The sequence below is a fragment of the Archaeoglobus neptunius genome (genome assembly GCF_016757965.1).
Taxonomy (GTDB): Archaea; Halobacteriota; Archaeoglobi; order Archaeoglobales; family Archaeoglobaceae; genus Archaeoglobus; species Archaeoglobus neptunius.
Genome location: NZ_JAEKIW010000005.1, coordinates 1 through 24,282, shown reverse-complemented (window position 1 = coordinate 24,282; position 24,282 = coordinate 1). Strand labels below are relative to the sequence as shown.

The 24,282-nt window shown below is 43.3% G+C and carries 21 protein-coding genes and 1 tRNA gene; 11 read left to right on the top strand and 11 right to left on the bottom strand.

Annotated features, from left to right (window positions below):
* The first annotated feature begins 73 nt into the window (after nucleotides 1-73).
* Entirely contained in the window at nucleotides 74-673 is a 600-nt protein-coding gene (locus JFQ59_RS04495; protein ID WP_202319224.1) for an SCP2 sterol-binding domain-containing protein, read from the top strand.
* Here the strand turns inward: JFQ59_RS04495 and glmM are convergent.
* From glmM to JFQ59_RS04475, 4 genes are all read right to left on the bottom strand, one after another.
* Nucleotides 662-2,005, bottom strand: a complete 1,344-nt coding sequence (glmM, locus tag JFQ59_RS04490) for a phosphoglucosamine mutase (RefSeq protein ID WP_202319223.1) — start codon at nucleotides 2,003-2,005, stop codon at nucleotides 662-664. The genes JFQ59_RS04495 and glmM overlap by 12 nt on opposite strands.
* 140 nt (nucleotides 2,006-2,145) lie before the next feature.
* Nucleotides 2,146-2,550 carry a DUF61 family protein gene (locus JFQ59_RS04485; RefSeq protein ID WP_202319222.1) on the bottom strand — a complete coding sequence of 135 codons (405 nt, stop codon included), beginning with the start codon at nucleotides 2,548-2,550 and terminating at the stop codon, nucleotides 2,146-2,148.
* Complete coding sequence (locus JFQ59_RS04480) at nucleotides 2,550-3,308, bottom strand: SAM hydrolase/SAM-dependent halogenase family protein (RefSeq protein ID WP_202319221.1); 759 nt, start codon at nucleotides 3,306-3,308, stop codon at nucleotides 2,550-2,552. The genes JFQ59_RS04485 and JFQ59_RS04480 overlap by 1 nt, the downstream gene beginning before the upstream one ends.
* On the bottom strand, nucleotides 3,305-4,102 hold the full coding sequence (locus JFQ59_RS04475) for a DUF63 family protein (protein ID WP_230972303.1): 798 nt from the start codon (nucleotides 4,100-4,102) through the stop codon (nucleotides 3,305-3,307). The genes JFQ59_RS04480 and JFQ59_RS04475 overlap by 4 nt, the downstream gene beginning before the upstream one ends.
* 138 nt (nucleotides 4,103-4,240) lie before the next feature.
* Here JFQ59_RS04475 and JFQ59_RS04470 point away from each other — a divergent pair, with 138 nt between their 5' ends.
* Genes JFQ59_RS04470 through JFQ59_RS04460 form a run of 3 tightly spaced genes read left to right on the top strand, consistent with a single transcriptional unit; the run spans nucleotide 4,241 to nucleotide 6,759 of the window.
* Nucleotides 4,241-5,365 carry a 4Fe-4S binding protein gene (locus JFQ59_RS04470; protein WP_202319219.1) on the top strand — a complete coding sequence of 375 codons (1,125 nt, stop codon included), beginning with the start codon at nucleotides 4,241-4,243 and terminating at the stop codon, nucleotides 5,363-5,365.
* 39 nt (nucleotides 5,366-5,404) lie between these two features.
* Nucleotides 5,405-5,593 carry a DUF362 domain-containing protein gene (locus JFQ59_RS04465; RefSeq protein ID WP_202319218.1) on the top strand — a complete coding sequence of 63 codons (189 nt, stop codon included), beginning with the start codon at nucleotides 5,405-5,407 and terminating at the stop codon, nucleotides 5,591-5,593.
* Nucleotides 5,593-6,759, top strand: a complete 1,167-nt coding sequence (locus JFQ59_RS04460; protein ID WP_202319217.1) for a digeranylgeranylglycerophospholipid reductase — start codon at nucleotides 5,593-5,595, stop codon at nucleotides 6,757-6,759. Before JFQ59_RS04465 ends, JFQ59_RS04460 begins: the two co-directional genes overlap by 1 nt.
* Here JFQ59_RS04460 and gyrA read toward each other — a convergent pair.
* Nucleotides 6,739-9,102 carry a DNA gyrase subunit A gene (gene gyrA / locus JFQ59_RS04455; RefSeq protein WP_202319216.1) on the bottom strand — a complete coding sequence of 788 codons (2,364 nt, stop codon included), beginning with the start codon at nucleotides 9,100-9,102 and terminating at the stop codon, nucleotides 6,739-6,741. The genes JFQ59_RS04460 and gyrA overlap by 21 nt on opposite strands.
* Nucleotides 9,103-9,174: 72 nt before the next feature.
* On the opposite strand from gyrA, the gene JFQ59_RS04450 reads away from it, so the two are divergent.
* Nucleotides 9,175-9,248, top strand: a tRNA-Met gene (locus JFQ59_RS04450).
* A gap of 184 nt (nucleotides 9,249-9,432) precedes the next feature.
* Here the strand turns inward: JFQ59_RS04450 and JFQ59_RS04445 are convergent.
* From JFQ59_RS04445 to JFQ59_RS04425, 5 genes are all read right to left on the bottom strand, one after another.
* A complete protein-coding gene (locus JFQ59_RS04445) occupies nucleotides 9,433-11,748 on the bottom strand; it encodes a DISARM anti-phage system protein DrmE domain-containing protein (RefSeq protein ID WP_202319215.1) in 2,316 nt (771 codons plus the stop codon).
* A gap of 161 nt (nucleotides 11,749-11,909) precedes the next feature.
* Nucleotides 11,910-12,497: a phospholipase D family protein gene (locus JFQ59_RS04440; RefSeq protein ID WP_202319214.1), complete on the bottom strand. Its 588-nt coding sequence runs from the start codon at nucleotides 12,495-12,497 to the stop codon at nucleotides 11,910-11,912.
* A complete protein-coding gene (locus JFQ59_RS04435; protein WP_202319213.1) occupies nucleotides 12,490-14,394 on the bottom strand; it encodes a DUF1998 domain-containing protein in 1,905 nt (634 codons plus the stop codon). Before JFQ59_RS04435 ends, JFQ59_RS04440 begins: the two co-directional genes overlap by 8 nt.
* A 5-nt stretch (nucleotides 14,395-14,399) precedes the next feature.
* Nucleotides 14,400-17,786 (bottom strand): helicase-related protein, encoded by a 3,387-nt coding sequence (locus tag JFQ59_RS04430; protein WP_202319212.1) that lies wholly within the window; start codon nucleotides 17,784-17,786, stop codon nucleotides 14,400-14,402.
* Nucleotides 17,783-18,943 (bottom strand): B12-binding domain-containing radical SAM protein, encoded by a 1,161-nt coding sequence (locus JFQ59_RS04425; protein ID WP_230972316.1) that lies wholly within the window; start codon nucleotides 18,941-18,943, stop codon nucleotides 17,783-17,785. The genes JFQ59_RS04430 and JFQ59_RS04425 overlap by 4 nt, the downstream gene beginning before the upstream one ends.
* Nucleotides 18,944-19,407: 464 nt before the next feature.
* On the opposite strand from JFQ59_RS04425, the gene JFQ59_RS04420 reads away from it, so the two are divergent.
* The 6 genes from JFQ59_RS04420 to JFQ59_RS04395 are packed head-to-tail and all read left to right on the top strand — an operon-like array spanning nucleotide 19,408 to nucleotide 24,151.
* Nucleotides 19,408-19,629 carry a 4Fe-4S dicluster domain-containing protein gene (locus JFQ59_RS04420; RefSeq protein WP_202319210.1) on the top strand — a complete coding sequence of 74 codons (222 nt, stop codon included), beginning with the start codon at nucleotides 19,408-19,410 and terminating at the stop codon, nucleotides 19,627-19,629.
* The gene (locus tag JFQ59_RS04415) at nucleotides 19,626-20,786 is read left to right on the top strand and encodes a 2-oxoacid:acceptor oxidoreductase subunit alpha (RefSeq protein ID WP_202319209.1); all 1,161 of its coding nucleotides are present in this window, start codon (nucleotides 19,626-19,628) and stop codon (nucleotides 20,784-20,786) included. The genes JFQ59_RS04420 and JFQ59_RS04415 overlap by 4 nt, the downstream gene beginning before the upstream one ends.
* Nucleotides 20,783-21,598: a 2-oxoacid:ferredoxin oxidoreductase subunit beta gene (locus tag JFQ59_RS04410; RefSeq protein WP_230972302.1), complete on the top strand. Its 816-nt coding sequence runs from the start codon at nucleotides 20,783-20,785 to the stop codon at nucleotides 21,596-21,598. The genes JFQ59_RS04415 and JFQ59_RS04410 overlap by 4 nt, the downstream gene beginning before the upstream one ends.
* A gap of 1 nt (nucleotide 21,599) precedes the next feature.
* Nucleotides 21,600-22,112, top strand: coding sequence for a 2-oxoacid:acceptor oxidoreductase family protein (locus JFQ59_RS04405; protein ID WP_202319208.1), 513 nt, complete (start codon nucleotides 21,600-21,602; stop codon nucleotides 22,110-22,112).
* A gap of 11 nt (nucleotides 22,113-22,123) precedes the next feature.
* Nucleotides 22,124-23,170, top strand: coding sequence for an Ldh family oxidoreductase (locus tag JFQ59_RS04400; RefSeq protein ID WP_202319207.1), 1,047 nt, complete (start codon nucleotides 22,124-22,126; stop codon nucleotides 23,168-23,170).
* The gene (locus JFQ59_RS04395; protein ID WP_202319206.1) at nucleotides 23,171-24,151 is read left to right on the top strand and encodes a hydroxyacid dehydrogenase; all 981 of its coding nucleotides are present in this window, start codon (nucleotides 23,171-23,173) and stop codon (nucleotides 24,149-24,151) included.
* Here JFQ59_RS04395 and JFQ59_RS12775 read toward each other — a convergent pair.
* The coding region (locus JFQ59_RS12775; RefSeq protein WP_407928333.1) for an AMP-binding enzyme at nucleotides 24,148-24,282 on the bottom strand (135 nt) is incomplete at its 5' end. The genes JFQ59_RS04395 and JFQ59_RS12775 overlap by 4 nt on opposite strands.

Here is a 24,282-nt window from a genome sequence, read left to right as displayed (position 1 = left end):
GCAATTTAAATGTCCTTACTTTGGCTGGCTTTAACATGGAAAACTTTAAAAAAACATCATCATCAATATGCATATGAAGTGGGGAGATGCATTTAAACTGGCCCTTAAGGCTTTCCTCCTCGGATTGTTGTGGATGATTGCCGGAATTTTGTTTATTGCTGCCGGTGTGTTCCTTTTTCTCTCCGGTGTCAGGATTCTTGCATTTTTCTTAGGTTTTGCCGGCCTGTTTCTCCTATTTTTCGGACTCTTTGCAGCGATATTCAAGGTGAGCAGCGGGGCATTTGTAGAGAAATACGAGCTGATGATGAGCCCGCTGGAGGTAACCTACGAAAAACAGGGATTTGCCTCGATACTCGGTCAGCTCATCGAGCAATCCCTGTCGAAAAACCCGGCAAAGGGTAATGTGGTGAGAGACCTCAAGGGCTCGCTGGTCGTTGAAGTGACCGACATGGATGTATCCGCCACCGTGGAGTTCAACAGGGACAGGATTACGGTCTACAACGGAAAACCTGTGGAGGGCAAATTTGCCGTAATATCTGCAGACTTTGAAACCATAAACGCTCTGTCAGCAGGAAAGGCAGGTCTGCTGAAAACCCTGAGATGGGTGCTGAGCGGGAGGCTAAAAATAAAAGGAATGAGAATGGCCAGAAAATTCCAGAGCCTACTGACCTAAAATCCTATCAACAACTTTTTTACCCATCTCATAAAGCTCCTCTGCCCTTCTGGCTGTTTTTCCTTCAGCATAGATTCTTGCAATGGGTTCCGTTCCGGAGGGTCTGATCAGCAACCACCCATCATCAAAATCGATTCTGGCCCCGTCTATGTGATTGGCCTCTGGAAACTCTTTTTTCAGTTCTTCCAGCAGCTTTTTCTTGTCCCTGCACTCCACTTTTCCCTTAACAATATGGTACCGGGGTATCTCTGCGGCAAGCTCACTCAGCTTTTTCCCTGTCGAGTCCATTAACTCGAGAACCTTCGCAACGCTCATACCTCCATCTCTCGCAACGAGATGCTCGGGAAATATCAGACCACCATTACCTTCCCCACCAAAAACAGCATTTTTCTCTATCATCACCTTCGCAACAACTGGTGAACCGACAACCGTGTAGATGATTTCACCACCTGCCTCCCTAACCACATCCTCAACACATTTTGAAGACGATACCGGAGTTACCACTATCCCTCCACCGTTCCTCTCAACATAGTACTTGGCCATAATAGCCAGCATGACGTCCTCGTTTACGAAATTCCCTTTTTCATCAACAAAAACAGCCCTGTCAGCATCACCATCATGCGCTACACCCAGATCTGCACGAAAATCAACAACCGCTTTTTTAAGCAGGTCAAGAGACTCTTCAACTGGTTCCGGATTTCTTGCCGGAAACTTTCCGTCAGGATTGCAGTTTATACCGTAGACCTCGCACTCAAGTTTCCTGAGTATTTCCGGAGTTGTGAAACTACCAGCACCGTTTCCACAATCAACTGCAATCCTGTAGCTCCTGTCAAGCTCAACACTGTTGACAATCGCATCTATATATCTATTTATCCCCATTTCATCTCTGTAAAGCTGCCCAACCCTGCTCCATTCTGCCAGTCTAAATTTCTTGCTTATGTACACTCTCTCGCTCTCCTCATCCATCTCCCTGTAAAACTCGACTCCATTTTCCTGAACAAACTTTATTCCATTGTACTCTCTGGGGTTATGGCTCGCTGTTACAATCACACCTGCACTGCAATCCGTCATTTTGGTGTAGAACTGCAGTGCTGGGGTTGGAGCAACACCCATGTCAACAACATCACTTCCAGTAGACATGATTCCGGCACAGACAGCCGATTTGAGCATTGAGCTTGATATTCGCGTATCACATGCTATGGCTATTTTTCCAGGCCTCAGTGTACCGATAGTCCTTCCGAGATCCAGAGCCAGCTCGGCTGTGAGTTCGGAGTTTGCAATTCCTCTAACACCGTTTGTGCCGAAGAGTTCACCTGCCCCACCTGCCCTCATGTGGTTATTTCCCCGAGAATGTTCAAAAACTTATCTAAAAATCTTTTATTTTCGCCCCTCTATCCACATCACCGACCGCAATATCGGACTGCTGCCCTGATTTTAAGCGTTCAAAACATCACTGCCCCAATTTTTCGAGACTATTTCAAAGAGATTCGAAAGATTACCTGACTGGCTGTCCTGAGCTTTCTTCGTATCTCCGGAAGTTCATACATGTAGATCGTCAGGATTCCGTTCAGAATCCTGTCGTAACCAAAGGCTTTTTTTATAAACTCAGCATGTAACCTGTCCCTTACATATATGACCCTCTCGCCACCCAGATCGTTCATTTCTAAAATTATCGGTATTCTGAATCTTTTTCGGTCCAGCTCATCCACGTACTGTGCGATGAACTCAAGCTCTTTTTTCTCAATGTAGTATTCATTACCATCCTTCGCTCTGATCGTGGGGTCCTTTTCTCTGAGCATCTCCTCAAGATTTCTTGTCCTGGCAGGCATATGCCTGTTTACAGCTTCAATCATTTTTGCGAGGGTTTTCTCATCCATCAGACGACCTCCAGTTCGATCTCAACATTCCCCTTTCTGATCCCGACCAAATCGGATGCATTGCCCTCTCTAACACTCAATTCAAGGGTTCCGAAGCTTCCTATCAGGGCGAGCGGCTCACCTGGATCAACTTCAGAGTACGTTCTCACCACCGGAAACTTGACCCCTCCAAAGTAAAAGGCTTTTGCCTTCACATCCTCAGCCCTGAGATTTGTCACAATATTGCCAAACCTGTCAACAAACGCCACCCTGCACCTGATTCTTTCCTCTCCCACGGCATAATCGAAAATATCCATCCTTAGCATGCGATCCGTCTCCTTAAAATAGCCCTCATATTTCCCCCTTAAAGCGAGAGCCGCTGCAGGAGCGAACACATCTCTGCCATGAAAGGTTGTCGAGAGAGTTCCTACGAGCTCTGAAACACTCTCGCTTATCTCGTAGACCTTAACTATTCCGTCCTCTGAAGCTGATGGATAGAGTATTCCATTGTCTGGCCCGATAAAAACATTATTTCTAGTCAAAACGGCCAGTGCCCTTCGCCCGCTACCAACACCCGGATCAACAACTGCCACATGGATCGCCCCGTCGAAATACCTGTAGGAATGATAAAGCAGAAAAGCACCCTGAAAGATGTTCTGCGGTTCAACTTCATGAGTTATGTCCGCAATGATGGCTTCTGGAGCAAGTTTCCAGATTACACCCTTCATCACTCCCGGATAGTAACTCCCGAAGTCCGTTAGAAGTGTCACGATCCTCATGTTCCGAACATCATCCTTATACCGTCCCTCAAACCCGGTGCCAGTCCGAGAACAATTAGGACAAACTTGATGTAGTTCTTTAGCTTTTCCTCCTCATCCGATGTATCAAGAAGATACAGAATGGCAAAAAAAACACCGAATTTCACAACCGGAAGGATTGCAGGACCAAACGTGCTTATCAGAATTCTTGGCAGAACGTGGAGTTCCCAGTAACCGAGGTACGCAATGCCGAAGTACGTCTCAAATCCGTCAAACATGTGTGAGAAAATTGTCAGAAGGCTCAACTGATTCTTCATCGGCCCTGGAGAGATCAGATAAAAAATAAAGGTACCGAGCAAAGAAAGGGCCAATCCTGCCGGAATTATCCAGCCATTTTCTACAGAAAGATTCGTAAAGAGTAAAACAATCACACCGAGGCTCAGAACGATGCCGACAGCCGAATAAGGTCTGTAATACTCCCTGCCAAACCTCTTTACTGATATAAGCAGGGCTGGAAATGCAATTGCAAAAATCAGGATGTAAATGAGTGGTGTCATGAACACATAGGAGAGGGGAGGTTTGAGGAAACCAGCATCCTCCACAACCCTTACAGATGACCCCAGAAATATGTACGGAATGTTGGCATAGACAAACCTGGTGTCAATTTCCAGTCTCTTTTCCAAGAACTTGTAAATTGCAAAAACTGCGATAATCAAAATTACTGCCCACGTAAGTGTGTTCACAGGATTGTATCCCTCTTTGTAGACTATCGAATCAATATAGTACTCTTTAATAAAATTCCACAACCACTCCATGCTCCAAATATACTCTCGTTTAAATAAGCTTCTCATTAAAATCTATTTGTATCGATACAATACAGGCAAAATCAACCAAAATGCTTATTAAGCAGCAGATTCCGCAGTTGGAAAAAGGGAGGTGATACCATCATAGAGTTGGCAAGCGATGAAGAGAGGGGCAACTATCTGTACTTTGTGCCCGAAAAGTGTGTTGGATGCGGAATGTGCGAGTCTGTCTGCCCCAAAGCAGCCATAGCCGTTTACAGAAACGGAAAGGGTTTCGAGGTCGAAATCGGTAATAATTGCGCAGTTTGTGGTACATGCAGTGACTTCTGCCAGTTTGGGGCTTTGAGATTTTCCAGAAATGGGAAAGAAGGAGGATTATATACTGAAATTTTAAAAGAAGAAATAGGATTTAATAAAGTAACCGTAAATAATGATGATTGTATATTGTGTGCTCTATGCATGAAAAACTGCCCGAGAGATGCGATTAAAGTTGTCAGGTCTGTTGATTTGAAAAAGCTGAGGAGTGGTGAAATCAGCATAGAAGATGGTTGTATTGAATGCAGACTTTGTGTTGAGAACTGCCCCACCAAAGCAATAAAAATATATCACGGAAAACCCGTTATAGATGAAGATAAATGCATTTACTGCGAAATTTGCTCGAAAATCTGCCCGATGGGTGTTATATCTGTCCGTTGCGATTCGTGCAGGATTTTCGACCAGAGAATTTACGCTGTCAGCGGGGCAGTGATGGTGGACGAACACTCGTGTTCAACCTGCGGGATGTGTGAAGAAGTCTGCCCCACCGGAGCGATCAGGGTTGACAGAATTTTTGAAGGAGAGCAGAGGTGGGAGAAAGAGAGATGCTATGAAGACTGCACGGTCTGCAGAGATATCTGTCCCAACAACGCAATCTCCTACAGCTACGAAGATGGTAAGGCTGTTATTTTCAGCGATAGATGTAATTTCTGCGGAACGTGCGAGAGATACTGTCCCGGAAGCGCAATAGAGATTGAGAGAAGATTGAAGGAAGAGATAGAAGTTGAATTTCGCAGGATAAGAGAGAAAAGGAAGAAAGAAATCAGAATCGGGGAAATCTGTATAGGGTGCGGTATCTGCGAGAGCATTTGTCCTGTCAGTAAGAATGGAAAGACAATTGAGATAGTTGAGGGTAAAGCTGAAGGTAGGGTGAGCGAATACTGCACAGCATGCGGACTTTGTGTTGTTAACTGCCCTGTTGAGACGATTTCTGTCAGGGAGTTGAAGGAGGAAACCTGAACGAAAAGCAAATATATTTTACATTTTCCTTTTTTCTTCATGGCAAGAAAGGCAACTGTTAACAGGAGGAAATGCGCTTACTGTGGTGCCTGCGTTGCTGTTTGCCCTGTTGATGCGAACGAACTTGTCGAGACCTATCTCGAAATTTACGATGACAGGTGTAACGGTTGCGGAATCTGCGTCAGAACCTGCCCAATGGGTGCACTTGTACTGGTGGAGGTGAACTGATGTACGACGTTGTGGTTGTTGGTGCCGGACCTGCTGGAAGCATGGCCGCAAAGACCGCCGCAGAAAACGGGCTTAAGGTTCTTCTCGTGGAGAAAAGACAGGAGATCGGAACTCCGGTGAGATGTGCCGAGGGGATAAGCAGGGAGAACGTTGAACGATTTTTTGAGGTTGACAAGAAATGGATCGCAGCCGAGGTTACGGGAGCCAAAATTTACGCCCCGGATAAGACCGAGGTCGTGATGTCCGAGGAGATGGCAGGTAACGAGGTTGGATACGTTCTTGAGAGGAAAATATTTGACAGATTCATTGCCAGGGAGGCCGCAAAGGCCGGGGCTGAGGTTTATGTAAAAACAGCCTGCACTGATTTTGAAAGAAGAAACGGGTTTGTAAGGGTAAAGCTGAGAAGAATGGGCGAAGAATGGGATGTGGAAGCAAGGATTTTGATTGGTGCAGATGGTGTGGAGAGCAAGATAGGAAGAAAGGCCGGAATAATCAAAACACTCAAGATGAATGACATCGAAAGCTGTGTCCAGTACCTCATGACAGGTCTGGACATTGACCAGAGCTACACCTACTTCTACCTCGGCCGAGAGGTTGCTCCGGGAGGTTACGCCTGGATATTTCCGAAGGGAAACAGCTCGGCAAATGTGGGGATAGGTGTTTTACCAAAAATGGCAGAAAAAACGGCGAGAGAGTATCTTGATGCATTCATTGAGAGGGAAGGTATCGAGGGCAAGGTTGTTGAGGTTGTTGCCGGTGCTGTTCCCGTATATGGAGAGATTGAAACTGCCGTTAGTGACAATATCATGCTTGTTGGGGATGCTGCCTTCCACGCTGACCCGATAACTGGAGGAGGTATAGCAAATGCCCTGGCAGGCGGTTACTATGCGGGTAAAGTGGCTGCAGAGGCAGTTAAAAAGGGCGATTTCTCTGCTGGATTTCTCAGGAAGTACGATGAACTTTGGAAAGATGATTTCGGAAAGAAGCTGAAAAGAAACAAAAAGCTCCAGCTAAAATTCCTCGAAATGGATGATGCCACCATCAACAAGCTGGCAGCAAGCATATCCGGTAAAAATTTAAGTGAAATGAGTATAAGGGCGATTGTAACCGAGCTGATCAAGGCGCACCCGAGATTGCTCTGGGATTTAAAAAGCATTTTTATATAATTTTTTGAGAGCCACCGCAGCCACACCTTTTCTTGCCACAACCACCCCGGAGGAGTACCTGCCCTGGACCGGAATCGTGGATATATCTACCCTTATACAGTAGCCGTCAGGACTTATTATAAAGGCCTCTCCACCACTGCAGAGCTCTGCAAATACGACTTTTCCGGTTTTGCCCGAAACCCTGTAACCTATCATGCCCATCGAACCTCTACCTATGAACCTGAACTCGTCGATGTGACACCTCTTTCCGTAGCCTTTCTCGGTGAGAATCAGAAGATATTCCCCCTTTGATGTGCTCATAGACGATACACTGTCACCTTCACGAAGTCTTACAGCTATAACCCCCTTGGCATTTCTTCCGTACTCCGGTATCGCCGAGGCTTTTAGCCTTACAACATTTCCATTTGATGTCGCTATAACGACACTTTCATCCTCTACAAGCTCGGCAAATGCTATATCACCGCTTGATGCCCTTATTCCTGCCCTCTTGGCGTTCTCAAATTCAGACACCGAAACCCTCTTTATGTACCCGTCCGAAGAGAGTATCGCTACAGATTTCTCATCAAAACTGTCCACCCCTATTGCAGAAACCACTCTCTCACCGTTTTCAAGCCTTATGAACTTTCTCAGACTCGTTCCTCTCGAAGTTCTGTCCATCTTGGGGATTTCGTAAGCATTGATCCAGAACACCCTGCCCGTGTTTGTAAAGAGCAGCAGATGATCGGTTGATTTGCAAATTCTGAAAACCGAAATGCTATCTTCTCTGCCCAGTGCAGTGCCTATTACCCCCACGCCCCCTCTCGCCTGCAGCCGAAATTCTTCGAGCGACATTCTCTTCGCAAATCCCTCCGAGGTTATCAGCACGATGTTCTCCTCCTCTTCTATTAAATCCTCCGCTGCAATTTCATCTTGCTGAATGGCTATCTCCGTTCTTCTTTCGTCCCCGTACTTTTCCTTTATCTCCAGCACCTCTCTGACGATTATATCGTCAATTTTTTTCGGATCCGCCAGAATCGACTCATATTCCGCAATCTTCGACTTCAGCTCCTCATACTCAGCCATCAAAGCGTCGATTTCAATGGCAGTGAGCTTCTGCAATCTCATCTGCAAAACGGCATCAGCCTGCTTCGATGAGAGAGAGTACCTCTCCATCAGCCTCTTCTTGGCTTCAGACGGTGAGGGTGAAGACCTGATAAGACCTACAGCATTATCTATGTCCTCAACCACAACCTTCAAACCCTCTACGATGTGCAGTCTTTCTCTGGCTTTTTCGAGGTCAAAGGTAACTCTCCTTCTGACGACGTTCCTTCTGTGGTCAACGTAAAGTGCTATGATCTCTCTGAGGTTAAGAATTCTTGGCTCCTTATCAACGAGAGCCAGCAAGATTACTCCGAAGGTTGTCTGAAGATTGGAATATGCATACAGTTTCTTCAAAACAAGCTCCGGGTTTGAACCGCTCTTTAACTCGATGACAACTCTTATACCCTCTCTGTCAGATTCATCCCTGATCGTCCGTATTTCGTCGATTCTGTCTTTCGCCAGTTCGGCGATGCTCTCCACAAGCTTTGCCTTGTTGACCATGTAAGGCACTTCTCTGACGATCAGACTGTTTCCCTCAACATCAACCCTGCCTCTCACGATTATCTTACCCTTTCCGGTTCTGTATGCTTCAGCTATGCCCTCTCTGCCCACGATTATTCCTCCAGTCGGAAAGTCAGGAGCAGTAATGTATCTCATCAGCCCGTCAACCGAAATCTCCGGATTTCTGATAAACGCAACAACCGCATCGCACACCTCCGAAAGGTTGTGGGGTGGTATGTTTGTAGCCATGCCGACAGCTATGCCGCTTGAGCCGTTTATTAGTAGATTGGGAATTTTCGCCGGAAGAACCTCCGGTTCCTGCAGGGTGGAGTCAAAGTTCGGCATGAAGTCAACTGTATTCCTTTCAATGTCTGCCAGCATCTCCTCGGCAATCTTTGCCAGCCTTGCCTCGGTGTACCTCATGGCCGCAGGCGAATCGCCGTCTATGCTACCAAAATTACCCTGACCATCAATCAGCGGGTAGCGCATTGAGAAATCCTGAGCCAGTCTGACGAGGGCATCATAGACTGCAGTATCACCATGAGGATGATACTTACCCAGAACCTCTCCTACTATTCTTGCGGATTTTCTGTATGGTCTGTTACTCAGCAATCCCATCTCGTACATCGCATACAGAATTCTCCTCTGTACCGGCTTCAGACCATCTCTAACATCAGGAAGGGCTCTGCCAACTATCACGCTCATCGCATAATCGATGTACGAACTTTTCAATTCCTCACTGATGTCCCTGAGCAGTTCCATTCTTGAATGTCAATCCGGGGATTAAAAACTTAAGCGAAAGTGTTTTAATTCAATGCAGGCAACTTTAACTGAGCCGAGGTAGCCTAGCTGGTTGGGGCGCCTGACTCATAATCAGGAGGTCGGGGGTTCGAATCCCCCCCTCGGCACTCCTTCTTCCAGTTCTATGCCCTACCATGACTTTCCACCAGGAGTCGAATTTTATAGACTTGGATTGTACTATTTGTCCACTTTCAGCCCTTATAAAAATCTAACTACCTCCTACTTTCTGATGCAAAGTAAAGTATAGTAAAAAGTTAGAAGAAAGCTTTTTGAGTCCGTCAATTTTAGGAGTTAAGGTGTAGAATTTCCTGTATCGACTGAGACTACTCTGTATAATCTAACTCTGGAAGCTATCAATTCATCATCAAAGCTCGTTATACTTGAAAAGTCTGAAGTAATAATACCTCTGACAATGTTGTATATTTTCCTGCCAACGATTCTATGCACCTTTCTGATTTTGTTTGCCTCTTCATAAATCCTCGCGTAATTTTCAAGCAGAAAGTCATCATCCATAATTTCTCCAAGCACCTTCAGGTCATCTTTATCGTCTGGAGCCAGAGTTTTACCCAGCAGCCATTGTCTCACTGCCGGAAATGTTCTAACATTCTTCTTTTTAGTGCTCTTGTATATTTTGTAGAATTCAGAATAGGTCATCTGGTTCTCAGCAAGGAATTCTACAAGTTTGGTATACCAGTATTTCACAAACTCGGTATCAACTTGTTCCATGACGAATTCAGAGAGGAAATCAACCAAGTCTTTCCTATCATCATCGTCTATTAAACAAACCACGTCTTCATCTTTAAGTTCTGATAATGTAACAACTTCGAAACCTGTAGATTCCTCGATTCTCAGGATGCGTTTGTTGAGTGTACCCTCCAATTCACGACACATGCCTCCTTTTAAGGGTTCTAACAATACTCTGCAAGTTCGGACACTTCTTTCACTTTTCTGATAGTAAGACGGAGTGCGGTGTTCATCTCTAACTTTAGGTAGAACTTTTTTCATTCTTGATATTTCCTTGAGATATTCTTCTTCACGTTTTCCGACTAACTCTTTTAGAAGTTTCGAGAATAACTTTGGAGGTTCTATTCCGAGCTGTCTATGCAAGCTGTAAATCAAATCGATAGCCAACTTTGTATCATATATTTTTTTTATTTCCCAGTTTTCAAGTTCTTCATAATTTTCAACGCCTTCGTAAGCCAAGACGAACACTTTATCAAATGGGGCAGGTAGTAACTTAAATACACTTGTTGGGTCTGAGACTACTAAAACCGAATTGGGTTTTATTTCATTCTTACTCAGGAGGTCTGCAAGACTATTTGGATTAAGGACTATTACCCCATTGCGGGTGTTCGTATCACCCAGATAATTTTTGACTATTCTTTCAACAGTGCTAACTGGGTCATTGGTGCAGCAAATATAGTATCTTTTTCCAGGCTCCCTTTGTTTTAATAGTTTTAGCAAAGTCATCAATTTACTATCTGGGAAACTATCTTTACTATAGGGTCTACTGACTTGTTTAAGGGTGTTGCAGATCGCTGAAAAGCTATAACGAACATCATGAAGTTTAGCATAGAATCGGCCATCTGATATACGGTTAAGGGCACGTTCAATCTGTTTTAAGTAGTATTCGTACTCAATTTCAGGGTATCCAGTGCGAGGGTTGTACTTGGATATTAAGTCAGGAGGTAGGAATCTCCTTATTGCTTTTGTAGAGGTTTTGTAAACGTCTCCTATAAGATACTTTATGTTTACCTGAGCCTGAAATAACCCATAAAGTTGTTTTAGGATATTTTGAAGGTGTACTTTTAAGTTTTCGAACCCTTTTATACCCACAATTTCAATCTTGGGGTAGAAGTAATCATATTCGTGGTCGAAATTCAACATATCAAGCAAAGCTTGGGCATCTTTTAAAAACCATCCATCTTCTGAGAATGGAAATCCAGCAGTGAATAAGAATTTGTTACTGGAGATTTTTGTTTTGTACTTATCGTATGCATGATGTTTAGTAAGTGACAAAAAAGACTGTGGTAAATAAATAATTTCAGCGTCGAGGCTTTTGGCAAACTCTAAAACAACATCATTGAGTGATGATTGTATGTAAATCAGGAAGGTACCATCAACGTTTTCGGCAAACTTCATGAAGTATTTTGAATGTTTTAAGTAAAACTTTCCATTTTCAATTAAGAAGACTCTGGGTTCTAACCTTGCTAACACTTTTTCGTTTTTAACGTTTATCTCAACTTCTCCTTGCGACAATACTAAATAGTTTTCTGAGAACAGTACTTTGTTTGAAGTGCCTAAGGATTTAGTAGCGTCCTGTAGTAAATCCAATTTTCTGCTACGTCCCACTTTTGGCATGTAAGGTTGCAAATGGTAAACAAGACCTTCTTCCTCGTTTTGTTTAGCCAATATAGGAGGGACTGAAAGAAAAACGTAGTTCGCTTCTGCTAATAAACAGTAAGCGTTGTGATGTTCTTTTGAACTCCGATAAGTGACGATCTCGACATCTTTACGAAATATTTTGGATGCCATGTACCCAATGAGTGGCATAGGGCGAATTATCGGTTTAAAAGATGCAATTACAACGTTCTTTCCTTTTTTCATTAGTTCAATTGACGTGTTAATTATAAAGTTAGTATATGGAGATAAAAAGGGCTTTTTGCCGCTGGATATACACACGTCCATACTCTTTTTTTTAGGATTACGAAAGGTAAGGTTGAACTCTTCCCACCATTTGAAAACATTATTATTTTCGCTCATGATCACTATCCAACTTCATCAGATACTCTAACAAGCTCCTTAAAAATCATTTCCGTTACTTTGACGATCTCCTTGTCTGATGTGAGGACTCCTAATTCAAGGTTTTTTAGTAACGAAGAATTTTTAATATCCGCACTTCCCAAATAGCAAAATTTGCCATCTACCGTTATGAATTTTGCATGTATCCCACTTAGCAGTTTTCCACGGGGGCTAGTATAATGGTACTGATAGATTTTTAGGTTTGGATAGTTTTGTGGATTAATGTGTTGGACTATACTATTCAATTTGCCAAGAGGTCTGTCCTCAGCGGTATCTAACACCCTTGCCACGATCCTGAGCCTTACTCCATTTTCAATCTTTTCACGCAGAATGTCTTTATACCTCAGTAAGGCGTTAGCTTCAATAAATGGGGAGCAAATATCTATTTTCTTTTCAGCAACTTCAAATAGGAATTGGAAGCAGTCATGCAGTGAGAGTACAGTTGAGTACTCAATTTCTGCAGATATCCCGTACTTATCAAAAAAGGGGTAGCTTAAGCAAACAACCGAAGTTTTTTTGTCTATAATCTCTAATAAGTCTGTCAATTTAGCCATGTTCCCAGAACCCCCGCAAACTTTCCGAACCTGTAAAAATCCTTCTATCCAAAGTTTGATTGAGATACCCGCAGACGTATTCTGGTAGATACATACATGCAAAGCAAGCTCCTCCTTCTGAAGAGCATACAGGGTCGTAGATACATTCTTGAATGTGATTCCGCATATCTTCTAAAACCTCAGGTAAGTTGTTTTCGAACATATATTGAAGCCCGCCAATGTTTATCACGCTTGTCGAGTATATCATTACGGCAGTTGCGGAGGGGAAAATAATCTCACCCAAGGAATCCGTGTCAAGACCACAGTATGTACTTGCATTCATCATGAAAGCATGAGAAAAAGTGTGTAGGAGTCTGAAAATCATGTTATAGGGCCCGTCATCACTCTCTTCTCGTAAAAGCACAAGCAATTTTCGTGCTTCGCTTTCGTTGTTGGCACGTAGCTCATCGAAGCCATTTTCACGCAGCCAACTTACTATTTTGAGAGGATTAAACTCAACTAATATGCCTTCTGTGTTGTAAGGGTGTATGTACGCTTCAAAATTTCGCTCGTGGACATCAAATTTCTTTCTTTCATCTATCCAAATTGGCTCAAAATGAGGTACCCCATCTCTCGGAAACGGCCCTTTGATGTAGCCGATGTATGCTGAAACAAGTTTAATTTCAGGGATATAGGTGATATTTTGAATCCCAAAATTCCCACACATTCTCTTGTATTTATTCCTTATTTCCTCCTTTTTATCAGCTGGGAGACTTGAACTTTCAAGATGTCCTTCGTAATCTTTGACGAAGCGACTGTAAATGTCATCGGGGTCTCCCCTAGGCATCGTCAGGTCTTTAATCGTAAGAAATTCATCAAGGTTTCTTGTTCCAATGAGTCCTATTGCGGTTTTGAGATTTTCCAGTACGGACTCCATTTGGTCCAAGACTTTCTCTTGCTCAGACCTAATTAACCCTGCTGATTTTAGGTTTCTAAGAGAACTTAGTAAATTTTTAACCTGCTTGAAGCTCATAATTTCTGCTTCTCCCTCACTTCTTTTCAGAATGTCCTCTAAAAATGAGAACATTCCGAGGTGGTAACCAACCGCAATAAGGAGTTCTTCCTCCTCCAGAATCTTCTCGTTTTCTAAAGGTTCTATAGAAACGTATGTTTTCACGATTGGTTGGAATACGCCCCCTTCTCTTATTGTCAGGGGGTCGAATTTGGTTGGTGGTTTATCGGAAATCTTTTTTTGGGCTTTTTGGTCGAAATGGTCACAAGAGAAATCAAATATATCTTTTTCCCATCCACATGTTTTGCACCTGAATTTCCAGCCAAAAAGAGCGTCTTTGGATGGTTGGAGTAGCTGTATCGGGTGCTCAGTATACTTCTGAGAAAGGCTTCTATCATTCTCAGCCCTACACCAATAGCGAAAATGCTCGACTTTACCGCATTCTCGGCAGTAGCGTAGCAGGCTTAACTGACGATAGTTCCCATTACATCCTTGGACGCAACATTTCGTATCGAAGTACTGCAAGTCTTGAGAGCTGATCTCTCTAAAATCTCCACATATATCACACATAAAAACTAAAGGATATAACTCAACTCTGCCAGCATAAACATCGTCTTCTTGTGTCTCATCCTTCTTTACAACTATTTGGTGAATGCTGAGTCCTGCAATTTCGTCATCTGTTATGGGAGGATATAGGAGGTTATAACTTTGAATTCTGAAGTTGAAAAGTCTCTGGATTTCGTTAAAAATTGCCCTCTTTAATCTTGTGATGTTAATATCTTTAGATGGATGTCTTCTCTCAAGACTTTTTACTCTGAACACGAAATCGTCGTGTATAACTATCATATTCTTCATAGCCCTAAAAAGTGCGCTGTGTGCCGAAAAATCCAGATTCATCCTGTTCATGTGTATCACCTCCCAGAGTTCCTCCGTATAAACACACTTGTATCTGAATCATATTCAAGGCTAATCATGTCTTGAATTCCTCTCAATCCGTAAAGCAATCTAAGATGTCTCGGGAAGAAATTTTCTGACCTGTATCTGGCTTGGTTATAGACATTTTTCCTAAGTTCTTCAACTTTCTTTGGTATAAGCATTGTAAGCGCCTGCGACTGCCAATCTTCAAAATCTCTCATGTAAGCTTTTTCTATGAAATCCAGAATCGTCCTAAAGTTTCGGTCAACATCTTCCTCGCTACTTTCCTCATTTATAAGATATCGTATGAAATGCGAGTCTGAATAAATTGGTTTTTTCTTCAACTCAGACAAGTAATTAATAATCGACGCACTAAAGACGGAAGGTATTGTTTGGTCTAACGCCAGCTTTGACCATCTTGTAATGGGAACTGGCTCAACGTGTTTATAAAGAACTGGATGATATATCTTGAAATTCTTGTAGAAGTCTAAGTCTCTGACTCTATTGGGATAATACCATACGAACACGATCCCGCTTGAACTCCTGCCTACTCTGCTCAATGCCTGAATATATTCTGCCGTATTCCTCGGCATTCCCTGGAACAACATTATATTCCACCACTTAATGTCAACTCCGTGAGAAACAATGTTGGTCGCAGAAGTTACGAAGATTCTTGGTTCTTTCAATTTTTCAAAATCTATCAACTCGTTCACAACTTCTTTAACTTGTTCGGTTGTATTATCTCCTGTTAGAGTTTTTCTTAAAAGCAACCTCCTTATCTCCAGCGACGGGTTGTAATAGAACTTTGATTCAACTACGTCTCTGAGATAAAAGGCTGTAGATTGGACGTCAGATTTCTTGTTGTGATATGTTAGGTATGACATGTAGTTTTTAAGGAGTTGTCTTAAATCTTCTTCAGAAATATCCAGTCTCTGAGCAATTTCACTAGGTTTTAACATGGCTGACAGAATAACTTGAATTATGTAGCGAAGTGTTAAGAGAGTTGCATACTGGTTGTCTCTTAAATTGGGTCTTAGCCCTAAGACATATCTGCCAACAATCTGCCTGTCATCTTCCTTTACGGACTCAAAGAAGAACTTGGATATGTCGTATCCAGATTCTGGAGGAATAACTCTTAATTTTTTAAGATATAGGTTAAAGACTTGGTTATCAGCACCAGCAATTGTGGCTGTTGTGCAGAGGTATTTTAGACGACTTCCAGTAAATCTTTCTTTCATTGTCTCTATCAGCGTCTCGAAGTGAGATACGATTGACCCAAAACCTTCACGAATTAAGTGAAGTTCATCCTGTATCATCAGTCTTGGTCCAAAAGTGTTCGGCAAGGATACTTCTTCTCCACGATCATTGCACATTATCTTTTCCTTTCCTTTTATAATGGATACTGTACACTTATCCCCATCAGGGAAGAATCCATGTCCTTTTCTGCACCTTCTGACCTTCCCTCCGATTAGCCCTCTAAAACGTCTGTTGTAGGCTATCGAACCCATTTTATCAACAGTACTGACAATGAAAGTTGGCATAAATCGGTAGATTTCCTGTTGTGTATAGTGAATCGCCAAACCTTTACTAAGAAAGCAACTGTCATTTGAGCAGGTGTGATATATAGCGAGACTTTGATGATCGTAAGTCAAATACACTTTGGAATTGCAGAGTGGGCAGGAATCTATGAACTTTCCCGGAGTATTTGGTTTAAGTCTTCGTATAATTAAGAGAGACGACCCAGGGAATTCAGCACTCTTTCCAACAAAAAATCCAAGCGAAAAGTCCTCGCCTCCAATGTTCTCATGATTTTTAATGTAATTGCCACTTATTAAAATATGCGTCAACCTCTGAAGCTGCTGGATGGAGAGCATTCGCAGAGGAAACTTGATTATGGCTGTAGTCCCGAAATCTCTCCCAATGAGTCTATCGTAGAATGCAGCGAACATGCATAAACCGAAGTAAGCTTCGGTTTTTCCTCCCCCTGTAAACACATTTAGGAGGTCTACGCTGTCCAAGTCCTTCATAGTGACTACATCTGGTAAATTGCATATTATGAAAACTATCTGGAACAACCTCCAGGAGTCGAAATCATCCTTTGAGTAGTGGTCGAAGACTTTGTTCATCAATTCGAATGCTTTTTTAGCGTTAGTATCGTTTGTTAGAAGAGTTAAACCCTCATTGTATTTTTTTATGAAGTCATAGATATGGTCTTTTAGTTCTGGTCTTTCTTGAGCCAACGTCAAATAGTATCCTCTGAGGCTGTCATATATAGCTTCCAATATTTCAAAACCTCCATTGTCAAGGTCCGATAATACGGAAAATTTTGGGAAGATATCTGGTTTGTCTGGGGGAGATGTTCTGGGGCGAATTCTGGGCTCATCATAACGAAGGAAGTTTTGAGTCTCTATTAAACTGAACTCTGAATTTTTAGTGTACTCAGCACTGCAGTTGTTCGCTCTGACAGGTATTTCTATGATTTCACCTGAGGGACTTCTTACTTTAAAGGGAAAAATATCATCACTTAGGAGCACTGTTATATTACAGTCAAAAATGGCTGGGTCTAAGTATATGTTTTTGTGTCTCTTTTTGTCATATATGGTGTTATTTACTATAACTATCCTGATTTTTTTAAAGACTTGTCCATTTTGCTCATAGTTTTCGCAGTTAATGTAAAGATATACGTTAAGAAAATCATTGACTAGCTCATCTACGGTAATTTCAGTACTGTAGCGTGATATTTCTTCTTCGAACTTTTCTTTGCTCTCTAGAGCTTCGATACCAACAAACGATTTTTTAGATATTTTTGGTACTTTTATAGTTTCTCCTCCTTCCTTAAGAGCTCTGATAGCGTCTTCTTTTAAAGAGATGACAAGTGGGTCCTGTATTAAGCCATTTAAATTTAATTTCAGGTCCTTCTCAATTACCACCAGCTTCCGCTGCCATACTTGCGCAATTTGATATTCATGTTCAGGATTTGTTATTTCTGTTCTGAAGTCTCCTATAAAATCTTTGATAGGTCCTTCGTAACCTCTCAGAAATAGTACTTGCTCTTCTAAAGTCGGTACAGTCCTAAAGAATACGTAAAAACTAACCTTCAGCTTCAGGTTTACTTCGTTTGAATTTAGAAGAAAACTAATCGATTTTACCCTGTCAGATATTATTGTTTTCCTAACTTCTTCACTCTCAAACATTTCTAACTCACTACTGTCATTACTACCTCTAATGATTTTCGGTGCGAGACTACCTAATATTATATACCTATGAGGGTATTGATTTAGAAGAATTAATCGGGAGTAATGTGGGTGGCTCCCTTTTAATCTTTCTATTACCTCTTCAACTAAAAATTCGCAAAATTCATTTTCTACAATCGCATTATTCATGACCTAATTACACCCCCTACATCATCCACCACGATTTTGTTGTAAAGGTCATAATATCTCTTACTTTCAGCAGACTTCTTGTTAAATTTTCTCCTTGTATTCTTTTTTTGTTTCTTAGAGGGTGGCCTCAACTTGAATGCCTCTTCAAATGTTTCTGCTTTTCGAAATTTCTCTACCAGTGCTTTATAGGGTGGCAAAGCACCGGAATAACCGAGAACTCTGCGAGCTTTTGCAACCATTTCTAGTTGTTCTACAGACCAGTTTGGAGAGACATATTTGTTCTTTTCAAGGCTATCTAACGGCTCAAATCTCATCGGATAAGCTACAGCACCCCATTCAAGAACGTCTCTAACTCTTTCGTAAAAGTCCTGTGGGTCATCACGGAAATTGTAAAGAATATAAACGAGTATTTTTCGTCCATTAATTCCCGCAGCATTTAATTTCTCAATAGCTTTTTTTAAAGCTTTTCTTTCCGATTTTGAATCATAAGCAAGTCTCAAGATGTTTGTTTTTAGACTCGCAAGTTTTTCGGCAATTTCATCGGTAATTAGTCGAGCATCAATTCCTTGATTAAAGTCTACCTTCTTGCCGAGTTCTTCCAGTTCGTCGAATATATCCCTCCATTTTGGTGACGCCAATATATTGTTATCCCAAAGTATTATTTTAGTGTGTTTTGGATAAACAAGTGGCTTTATAGTGTCCCTAATCCTGCTAATCCCTCCTTCAAGCTTTGGAACTGCACAAAACGGGCATCTTCTTATGCATCCACGAGACGCAAAAATAATACTACCATCCCAATCCGGAACTAAATCGTAGGCAGGCATAAGGTCTTCAGCCTCTTCGAACAACCCTACATAAATCTCGTCAGCTCCTGAAAGTGCCGCGTGGTCAGGCATAAGAGAAGCGTATATCCCACCAAGAATCACTTTAACGTCTGGATATATCTCCTTGTAGTATTTTACAGCCCTATAGACAGGCTTCCATGCGTAAGTGAATAGGCTTGTAATATAAATCAAATCTGGTTTTCCTGTGGGAACTTTTTCGCCTTCAATATATTCAACTGTATCTCCTAGGTTTCTGTGATAGGAGGCTATTTTAAGTAAGCCAATAGGAGGATACCTAGTGTAAAACATCGGCTTTACTAACAGCACGTGCATAACACTCACCGATGTGTTTGAAATCAGTTGTATTTAAAACTTTTTAGAAAAGGTAATCCATAACTCCCATTTCGCTCAGCCATCCATTTCTAATACATCATGATCTTGTCCTTGGTTATTTTTTAGCCTATTTCTCCCGAATATCTTTTTGGAGAACTATTGCGTTGCATCCATATTATTCCCCAGATAGCTTTCTTCGGTCTCCCCAGCTTCTTTAATTTTGTTAGTTTTATATCTGCTTTACTATCCCAGATATTACATTCTTGACCTCTGCTATTGGCTTAGTTAGCGTTCCTTTCCCTTTCTCTCTGATTATCAATTTATCGCTTTCTCGTCAAGTTTCACTAAAGATTTGCTGGGAGATGAGGAATAATTTCGGAAAAAAAGAAGGCAGATTTCGATCAAAAAATTTATCATAGAAAAGATCATTATAGATTATGTGATTAGATCGTGGAGGAGATAGCATGGGCAAAAACGTTGAAATCCACGTGAACAGGGCATTCTGCAAGGGCTGCAATATATGCATCGAGGTCTGTCCCACCAGAGTTTTTGAGATCTCGAAGGATTTGAGTGAGAGAGGCGTTCACTACCCAGTTCCCGAAAATTCGGACAAATGCACCATCTGCAGACGCTGCGAGATAATGTGTCCTGACTTTGCCCTGTCTATCGAGGAGGTGAGGTCATGAGCAATAACGTTTTGCGCAGGCTGTATCCTAAGGGTAACTACTTCATGCAGGGTGATGAAGCAATAGCATATGGTGCAATTTTTGCGGGTTGCAGATTCTATGCGGGCTATCCGATCACCCCTGCATCGGAAATTGCCGAAACTATGTCCAGAGAGCTTCCGAAAGTGGGAGGATACTACATCCAGATGGAGGATGAGATAGGGAGTATAGCGGCAATTATCGGGGCATCCTGGACAGGGTTGAAAACGATGACCGCCACAAGCGGTCCTGGATTCAGCCTTATGATGGAAAATATAGGCTACGCCATAATGACCGAAACTCCAGCAGTCATCGTAGATGTTCAGAGAAGCGGTCCGAGCACGGGCCAGGCGACGAAGGGGGCACAAGGTGACTTCTTTCAGGCAAGATGGGGAACACACGGAGACCATCCTGCAATCGCTCTGAGTCCATCGAGTGTTGAAGAGTGTTTCTGGATAACTATTGATGCCTTCAACCTGAGCGAGAGGTTCAGGATGCCGGTTATGGTTCTTGCCGATGGGATTGTCGGGCACATGAGGGAACAGATAAGAATCCCTGACCCTGATGAGGTAAGTATTATTGAGAGGAAACTGCCAACAAACATGGAGGAGACCAAGTACCCTTTTGGCAGAGAATTGGTCCCACCCATGCCCATATTCGGAAAAGGATACTTCACACACGTTACGGGCTCAACGCACAAGGAGACGGGAATGAGAGACGTTTTCACCCCATCCGTTCATGACAGACTTGTTAGGAGGATTCATGAAAAGGTTAGGGAGCATGAGAAGGATATTGTAAAGTGGGAAGAGAAGTTTACCGATGATGCAGAAATTCTTGTGATTTCATGGGGGATAAGTGCCAAACCATCTCTCGGAGCCGTTTTGAGGGCCAGAAAAGAGGGGATAAAAGCCGGATTTTTCAGAGTCATCACAATCCATCCGTTTCCTGGAAAAAGGATTAACGAGCTGGGTAAAGATGTTAAAGCGATTGTGGTGCCGGAAATGAATTTGGGACAGCTTATTCTCGAAGTTCAGCGGTTTACAAACGATGATGTGAAGCTTATCGGCGTAAACAAGATAGGCGGAGTGCCGATAACAAGTGACGAAGTTTACAGGGCGATATCAGGGGTGATGTCATGAAAAAATACCGAATGCTGAAGTATCTGAGAGAGGAAGTTCTGCCAACCACCATGTGTCCCGGATGCGGTGGTGGAACTGTTCTGAACGTCTTCGCAAATGCCATAGACGAGCTCGGAATTGATCCAAGAAATCTGGTTATGGTCTCGGGAATTGGATGCGCTGCGTGGATTCCAAGCCCCTACTTTAAATCGGACACACTGCACACCACCCATGGAAGGCCGGTAGCATTCGCCACGGGAATTAAGATTGGTCTGCCAGACAAGTATGTCGTTGTTATCTCCGGAGATGGTGATCTGGCAGGAATCGGAGGCAATCATTTGATCCATGCTGCAAGAAGAAACATAGACATCACGGTCATACTCGTTAACAACTTTATCTACGGAATGACAGGAGGACAGGTTGCTCCTACAACACCCTTCGGTGCTAAAACGACGACAACACCCTACGGGAATGTTGAACATCCACTTGACATCTCAGAAACGATTGCAAAGGCCGGCGCAAGCTACGTTGCAAGATGGACAACTGCCCATCCATTCGCTCTCCTGAAGGCAATTAAAAAGGCCATGGTGAAGAAAGGCTTTGCTCTTGTCGAGGTTATCTCCCAATGTCCGGTGCAGTATGGTAGGAGAAATGAGTTGAGAACTGCAACTGAAATGCTCAAGTGGTTTCTGAAAGTTTCAGTACCGTTAAAAAAGGCGGCCAAGATGAGCCTAGAAGAGCTGGAGGGCAGGATTACCATTGGGGAGTTCGTGGACGTGGACAGGCCGGAGTTTGTTGAGGAGTTGAACAGGCTAATTGAGAAAGGTGAGTAGCATGCAGATAAGAATTGCAGGTTTTGGTGGGCAGGGTGTTATTCTTGCGGGAGTTGTTCTCGGTGAGGCCGCAGCCATTGAAGGGCTGAACGTTATTCAAACCCAGGACTATTCCGCCCAGAGCAGGGGTGGAGCGTCGGTGGCCGATGTGATAATTTCTACCGATCCCATTTTCGATGTCGTTGTTACCGAGGCTGACATTCTGGTTGCACTTTCGCAGCAGGCGTATGAGGAGAACAGTGCAATTTTGAAGAATGGTGGGGTGCTTATAATTGATACCGACATGGTGAGAACTGGCGAGCGGTTCACTGGGAGTGCGTTCACAACCAAGGCTGAAGAACTGGGACTACGGGCAAGTTATAACATGATAGTGGTCGGATATCTCGTTGGAAGTACAGAAGTCGTGAATATCAAATCTGCGGAAAAGGCTGTACTGAGAAGGGTTCCAAAGGGGACAGAGGAAAAGAACCTGAGGGCTTTAATGGCGGGGTTTGAGCTAAGCAAAATGGGCTGAGAGGGAATATCATGCCGGTTGTAATGCCAGATAAACTCACAGAAATATGCAAATCAATACTTGTCAGGCTGGGACTTTCCGAAGAGGATGCTTTCATCATTGCCGACTCTACGGTAAAGGCCGATCTGAGAGGTGTTCACTCTCACGGAATTATGAGATTCCCGAGTTACATTCCTCGCATTGAAAGTGGTGTTGTAAACCTGCATCCGGAAATAGAAACCATAGCCGAAGGGCATTCGTATGCATGGATTGATGGAGACAATGGCCCGGGACAGGTCGTGGCTGTTAGAGCGGCAGAAATCGCAATTAAGAAGGCAAGAAAAAACGGTGTCTGTGCTGTACTTACCCGTAACACAAATTACCTCGGGATGCTCGCATACTACACAATGAAAATCGCTGAGGAAAACATGATCGGAATAATGTTCGTCAACGCCCCACCATTCGTGGCCCCCTACGGTTGCAGAGAGGCGAAGCTCGGAACAAACCCGATATCCGTTGCAGCACCGACAGGAAGAGATTTTCCTTTCGTCCTTGATATGGGAATAACCTCCGGTGTTGTTGGGAAAATAAGACTTGCCGCACTCAAGGGTGAAAGAATACCGGAAAACTGGGCAATAGACAAATACGGCCGTCCAACCACCGATCCAGAAGAGGCGCTGGAGGGGGCTCTTGTACCCATAGGGGAAGCAAAGGGTTACGCACTGGGGCTTGCTGTGGAAATCCTTTCAGCAGTCATAACAGGCGGCAGCATTGTCCCGGACATGCCCCATCCAATCTTCGACCTCTCCCAACCCCCAAACCTCGGCAACACGATCATGGCCATCGACATTGAAACTTTCGTGGGGGTTGATGAATTTTTAGACAGAATGAATTCCCTCATAAATCATATTAAAGGATGCAAAAAAGCAGAGGGTGTATCCGAAGTTTTGATTCCCGGTGAGCTGGAGTACAGACTGGAACAGAAACAGCTTAAAGAGGGCATAACTGTCCATGAGGAGACGTGGAAGCAGATAGGACTTCTGGCTGAGAAATACCGGGTTGGGCTGGAGATGGTGTAAATGCCGAAGATACTGCTGACGAGCCACATTGACGAGCTTATTGTGAGAGAGCTCAGCAAACTGGGAAACGTGAGGATATCCCCGGATGTTGAAGAAGAGGTACTTGCAGAGGAAGTGAAAGACGCTGACGTGCTGGTCGCAAGAGTGCCGGCATTGATCACGGAGAAAATAATCGAGAATGGCAAAAAGCTGAAGGGGATAGTGCGATGGGGAGTTGGTTATGACAACATCGATGTTGAAGCGGCAAGGAAGAGAGGTATAGTTGTCGCATACACTCCCGGAACGAACACAGTTTCCGTTGCTGAGTATGTAATATGCACGATGCTGGCTCTCGCCAAGAAACTTCACACAACCCAGGAGGAATTCAAGAAGGGAAACTGGGATTACAGGTTAAGGTATGATGGTACGGAAATTTACGGAAAATCTGCAGGCATCCTTGGTCTTGGAAGGATTGGGGCCGAGGTTGCCAGACTTTGCAGATGCTTCAACATGCAGGTGCTCTACTACGATGTACTGAGAAGGAGGCAGATTGAAAAAGAACTTGGTGTGCGATACGAACCGTTGACCGACGATGATAGGCGGCAGGGTCTTAAAGTTCCCGGAAAAATTTTGATGGTTGACTACCTCATCATACAGGTTCCGCTGACAACTGAAACGAAGGGTATAATTGGAAGAAGAGAGATCGAGAAGATGAAAAAAGGCATTGTTATAATAAATGCCGCACGGGGTGGGGTTCTCGATGAGAAAGCACTATATGAGGGGCTCATCAATGGTAAAATAAGTGGAGCTGCACTGGATGTTTTTGAAGAAGAGCCGCCAGAAAGCGAGCTTTACAGAGAGATGTCTAAAATGGACAACGTAATCCTCACCCCACATATCGCCGGGATCACCGTTGAATCGAGGAAAAGAATGTCGCTGATGGTTGTCGAGGAGGTGAAAAGAATTCTGTCAGGCGAGAGGCCGCTCAACCCAGTATTTTAACCAAACATCTGCCTCAGCACTTTCTTATCTATCTTTCCAACACTGGTTTTGGGTATCTCGTCAACGATCTCAAATCTGTCTGGCACCGCCCATTTGGTTATCTTCCCCTCATCCACGAACTTCATCAAATG

Coding starts and splice junctions, on each gene's coding strand:
- JFQ59_RS04395 (WP_202319206.1), top strand. CDS start 23,171: ATGCCGAAGATACTGCTGACGAGCCACATTGACGAGCTTATTGTGAGA.
- JFQ59_RS04430 (WP_202319212.1), bottom strand. CDS start 17,786: ATGAATAATGCGATTGTAGAAAATGAATTTTGCGAATTTTTAGTTGAA.
- JFQ59_RS04445 (WP_202319215.1), bottom strand. CDS start 11,748: ATGAAAAAAGGAAAGAACGTTGTAATTGCATCTTTTAAACCGATAATT.
- JFQ59_RS04420 (WP_202319210.1), top strand. CDS start 19,408: ATGGGCAAAAACGTTGAAATCCACGTGAACAGGGCATTCTGCAAGGGC.
- JFQ59_RS04465 (WP_202319218.1), top strand. CDS start 5,405: ATGGCAAGAAAGGCAACTGTTAACAGGAGGAAATGCGCTTACTGTGGT.
- JFQ59_RS04485 (WP_202319222.1), bottom strand. CDS start 2,550: ATGGATGAGAAAACCCTCGCAAAAATGATTGAAGCTGTAAACAGGCAT.
- JFQ59_RS04440 (WP_202319214.1), bottom strand. CDS start 12,497: ATGGCTAAATTGACAGACTTATTAGAGATTATAGACAAAAAAACTTCG.
- JFQ59_RS04475 (WP_230972303.1), bottom strand. CDS start 4,102: ATGGAGTGGTTGTGGAATTTTATTAAAGAGTACTATATTGATTCGATA.
- JFQ59_RS04415 (WP_202319209.1), top strand. CDS start 19,626: ATGAGCAATAACGTTTTGCGCAGGCTGTATCCTAAGGGTAACTACTTC.
- glmM (WP_202319223.1), bottom strand. CDS start 2,005: ATGAGGGCAGGTGGGGCAGGTGAACTCTTCGGCACAAACGGTGTTAGA.
- JFQ59_RS04400 (WP_202319207.1), top strand. CDS start 22,124: ATGCCGGTTGTAATGCCAGATAAACTCACAGAAATATGCAAATCAATA.
- JFQ59_RS04480 (WP_202319221.1), bottom strand. CDS start 3,308: ATGAGGATCGTGACACTTCTAACGGACTTCGGGAGTTACTATCCGGGA.
- JFQ59_RS04495 (WP_202319224.1), top strand. CDS start 74: ATGAAGTGGGGAGATGCATTTAAACTGGCCCTTAAGGCTTTCCTCCTC.
- JFQ59_RS04405 (WP_202319208.1), top strand. CDS start 21,600: ATGCAGATAAGAATTGCAGGTTTTGGTGGGCAGGGTGTTATTCTTGCG.
- JFQ59_RS04435 (WP_202319213.1), bottom strand. CDS start 14,394: ATGAACAGGATGAATCTGGATTTTTCGGCACACAGCGCACTTTTTAGG.
- JFQ59_RS04460 (WP_202319217.1), top strand. CDS start 5,593: ATGTACGACGTTGTGGTTGTTGGTGCCGGACCTGCTGGAAGCATGGCC.
- JFQ59_RS04425 (WP_230972316.1), bottom strand. CDS start 18,943: ATGCACGTGCTGTTAGTAAAGCCGATGTTTTACACTAGGTATCCTCCT.
- JFQ59_RS04410 (WP_230972302.1), top strand. CDS start 20,783: ATGAAAAAATACCGAATGCTGAAGTATCTGAGAGAGGAAGTTCTGCCA.
- gyrA (WP_202319216.1), bottom strand. CDS start 9,102: ATGGAACTGCTCAGGGACATCAGTGAGGAATTGAAAAGTTCGTACATC.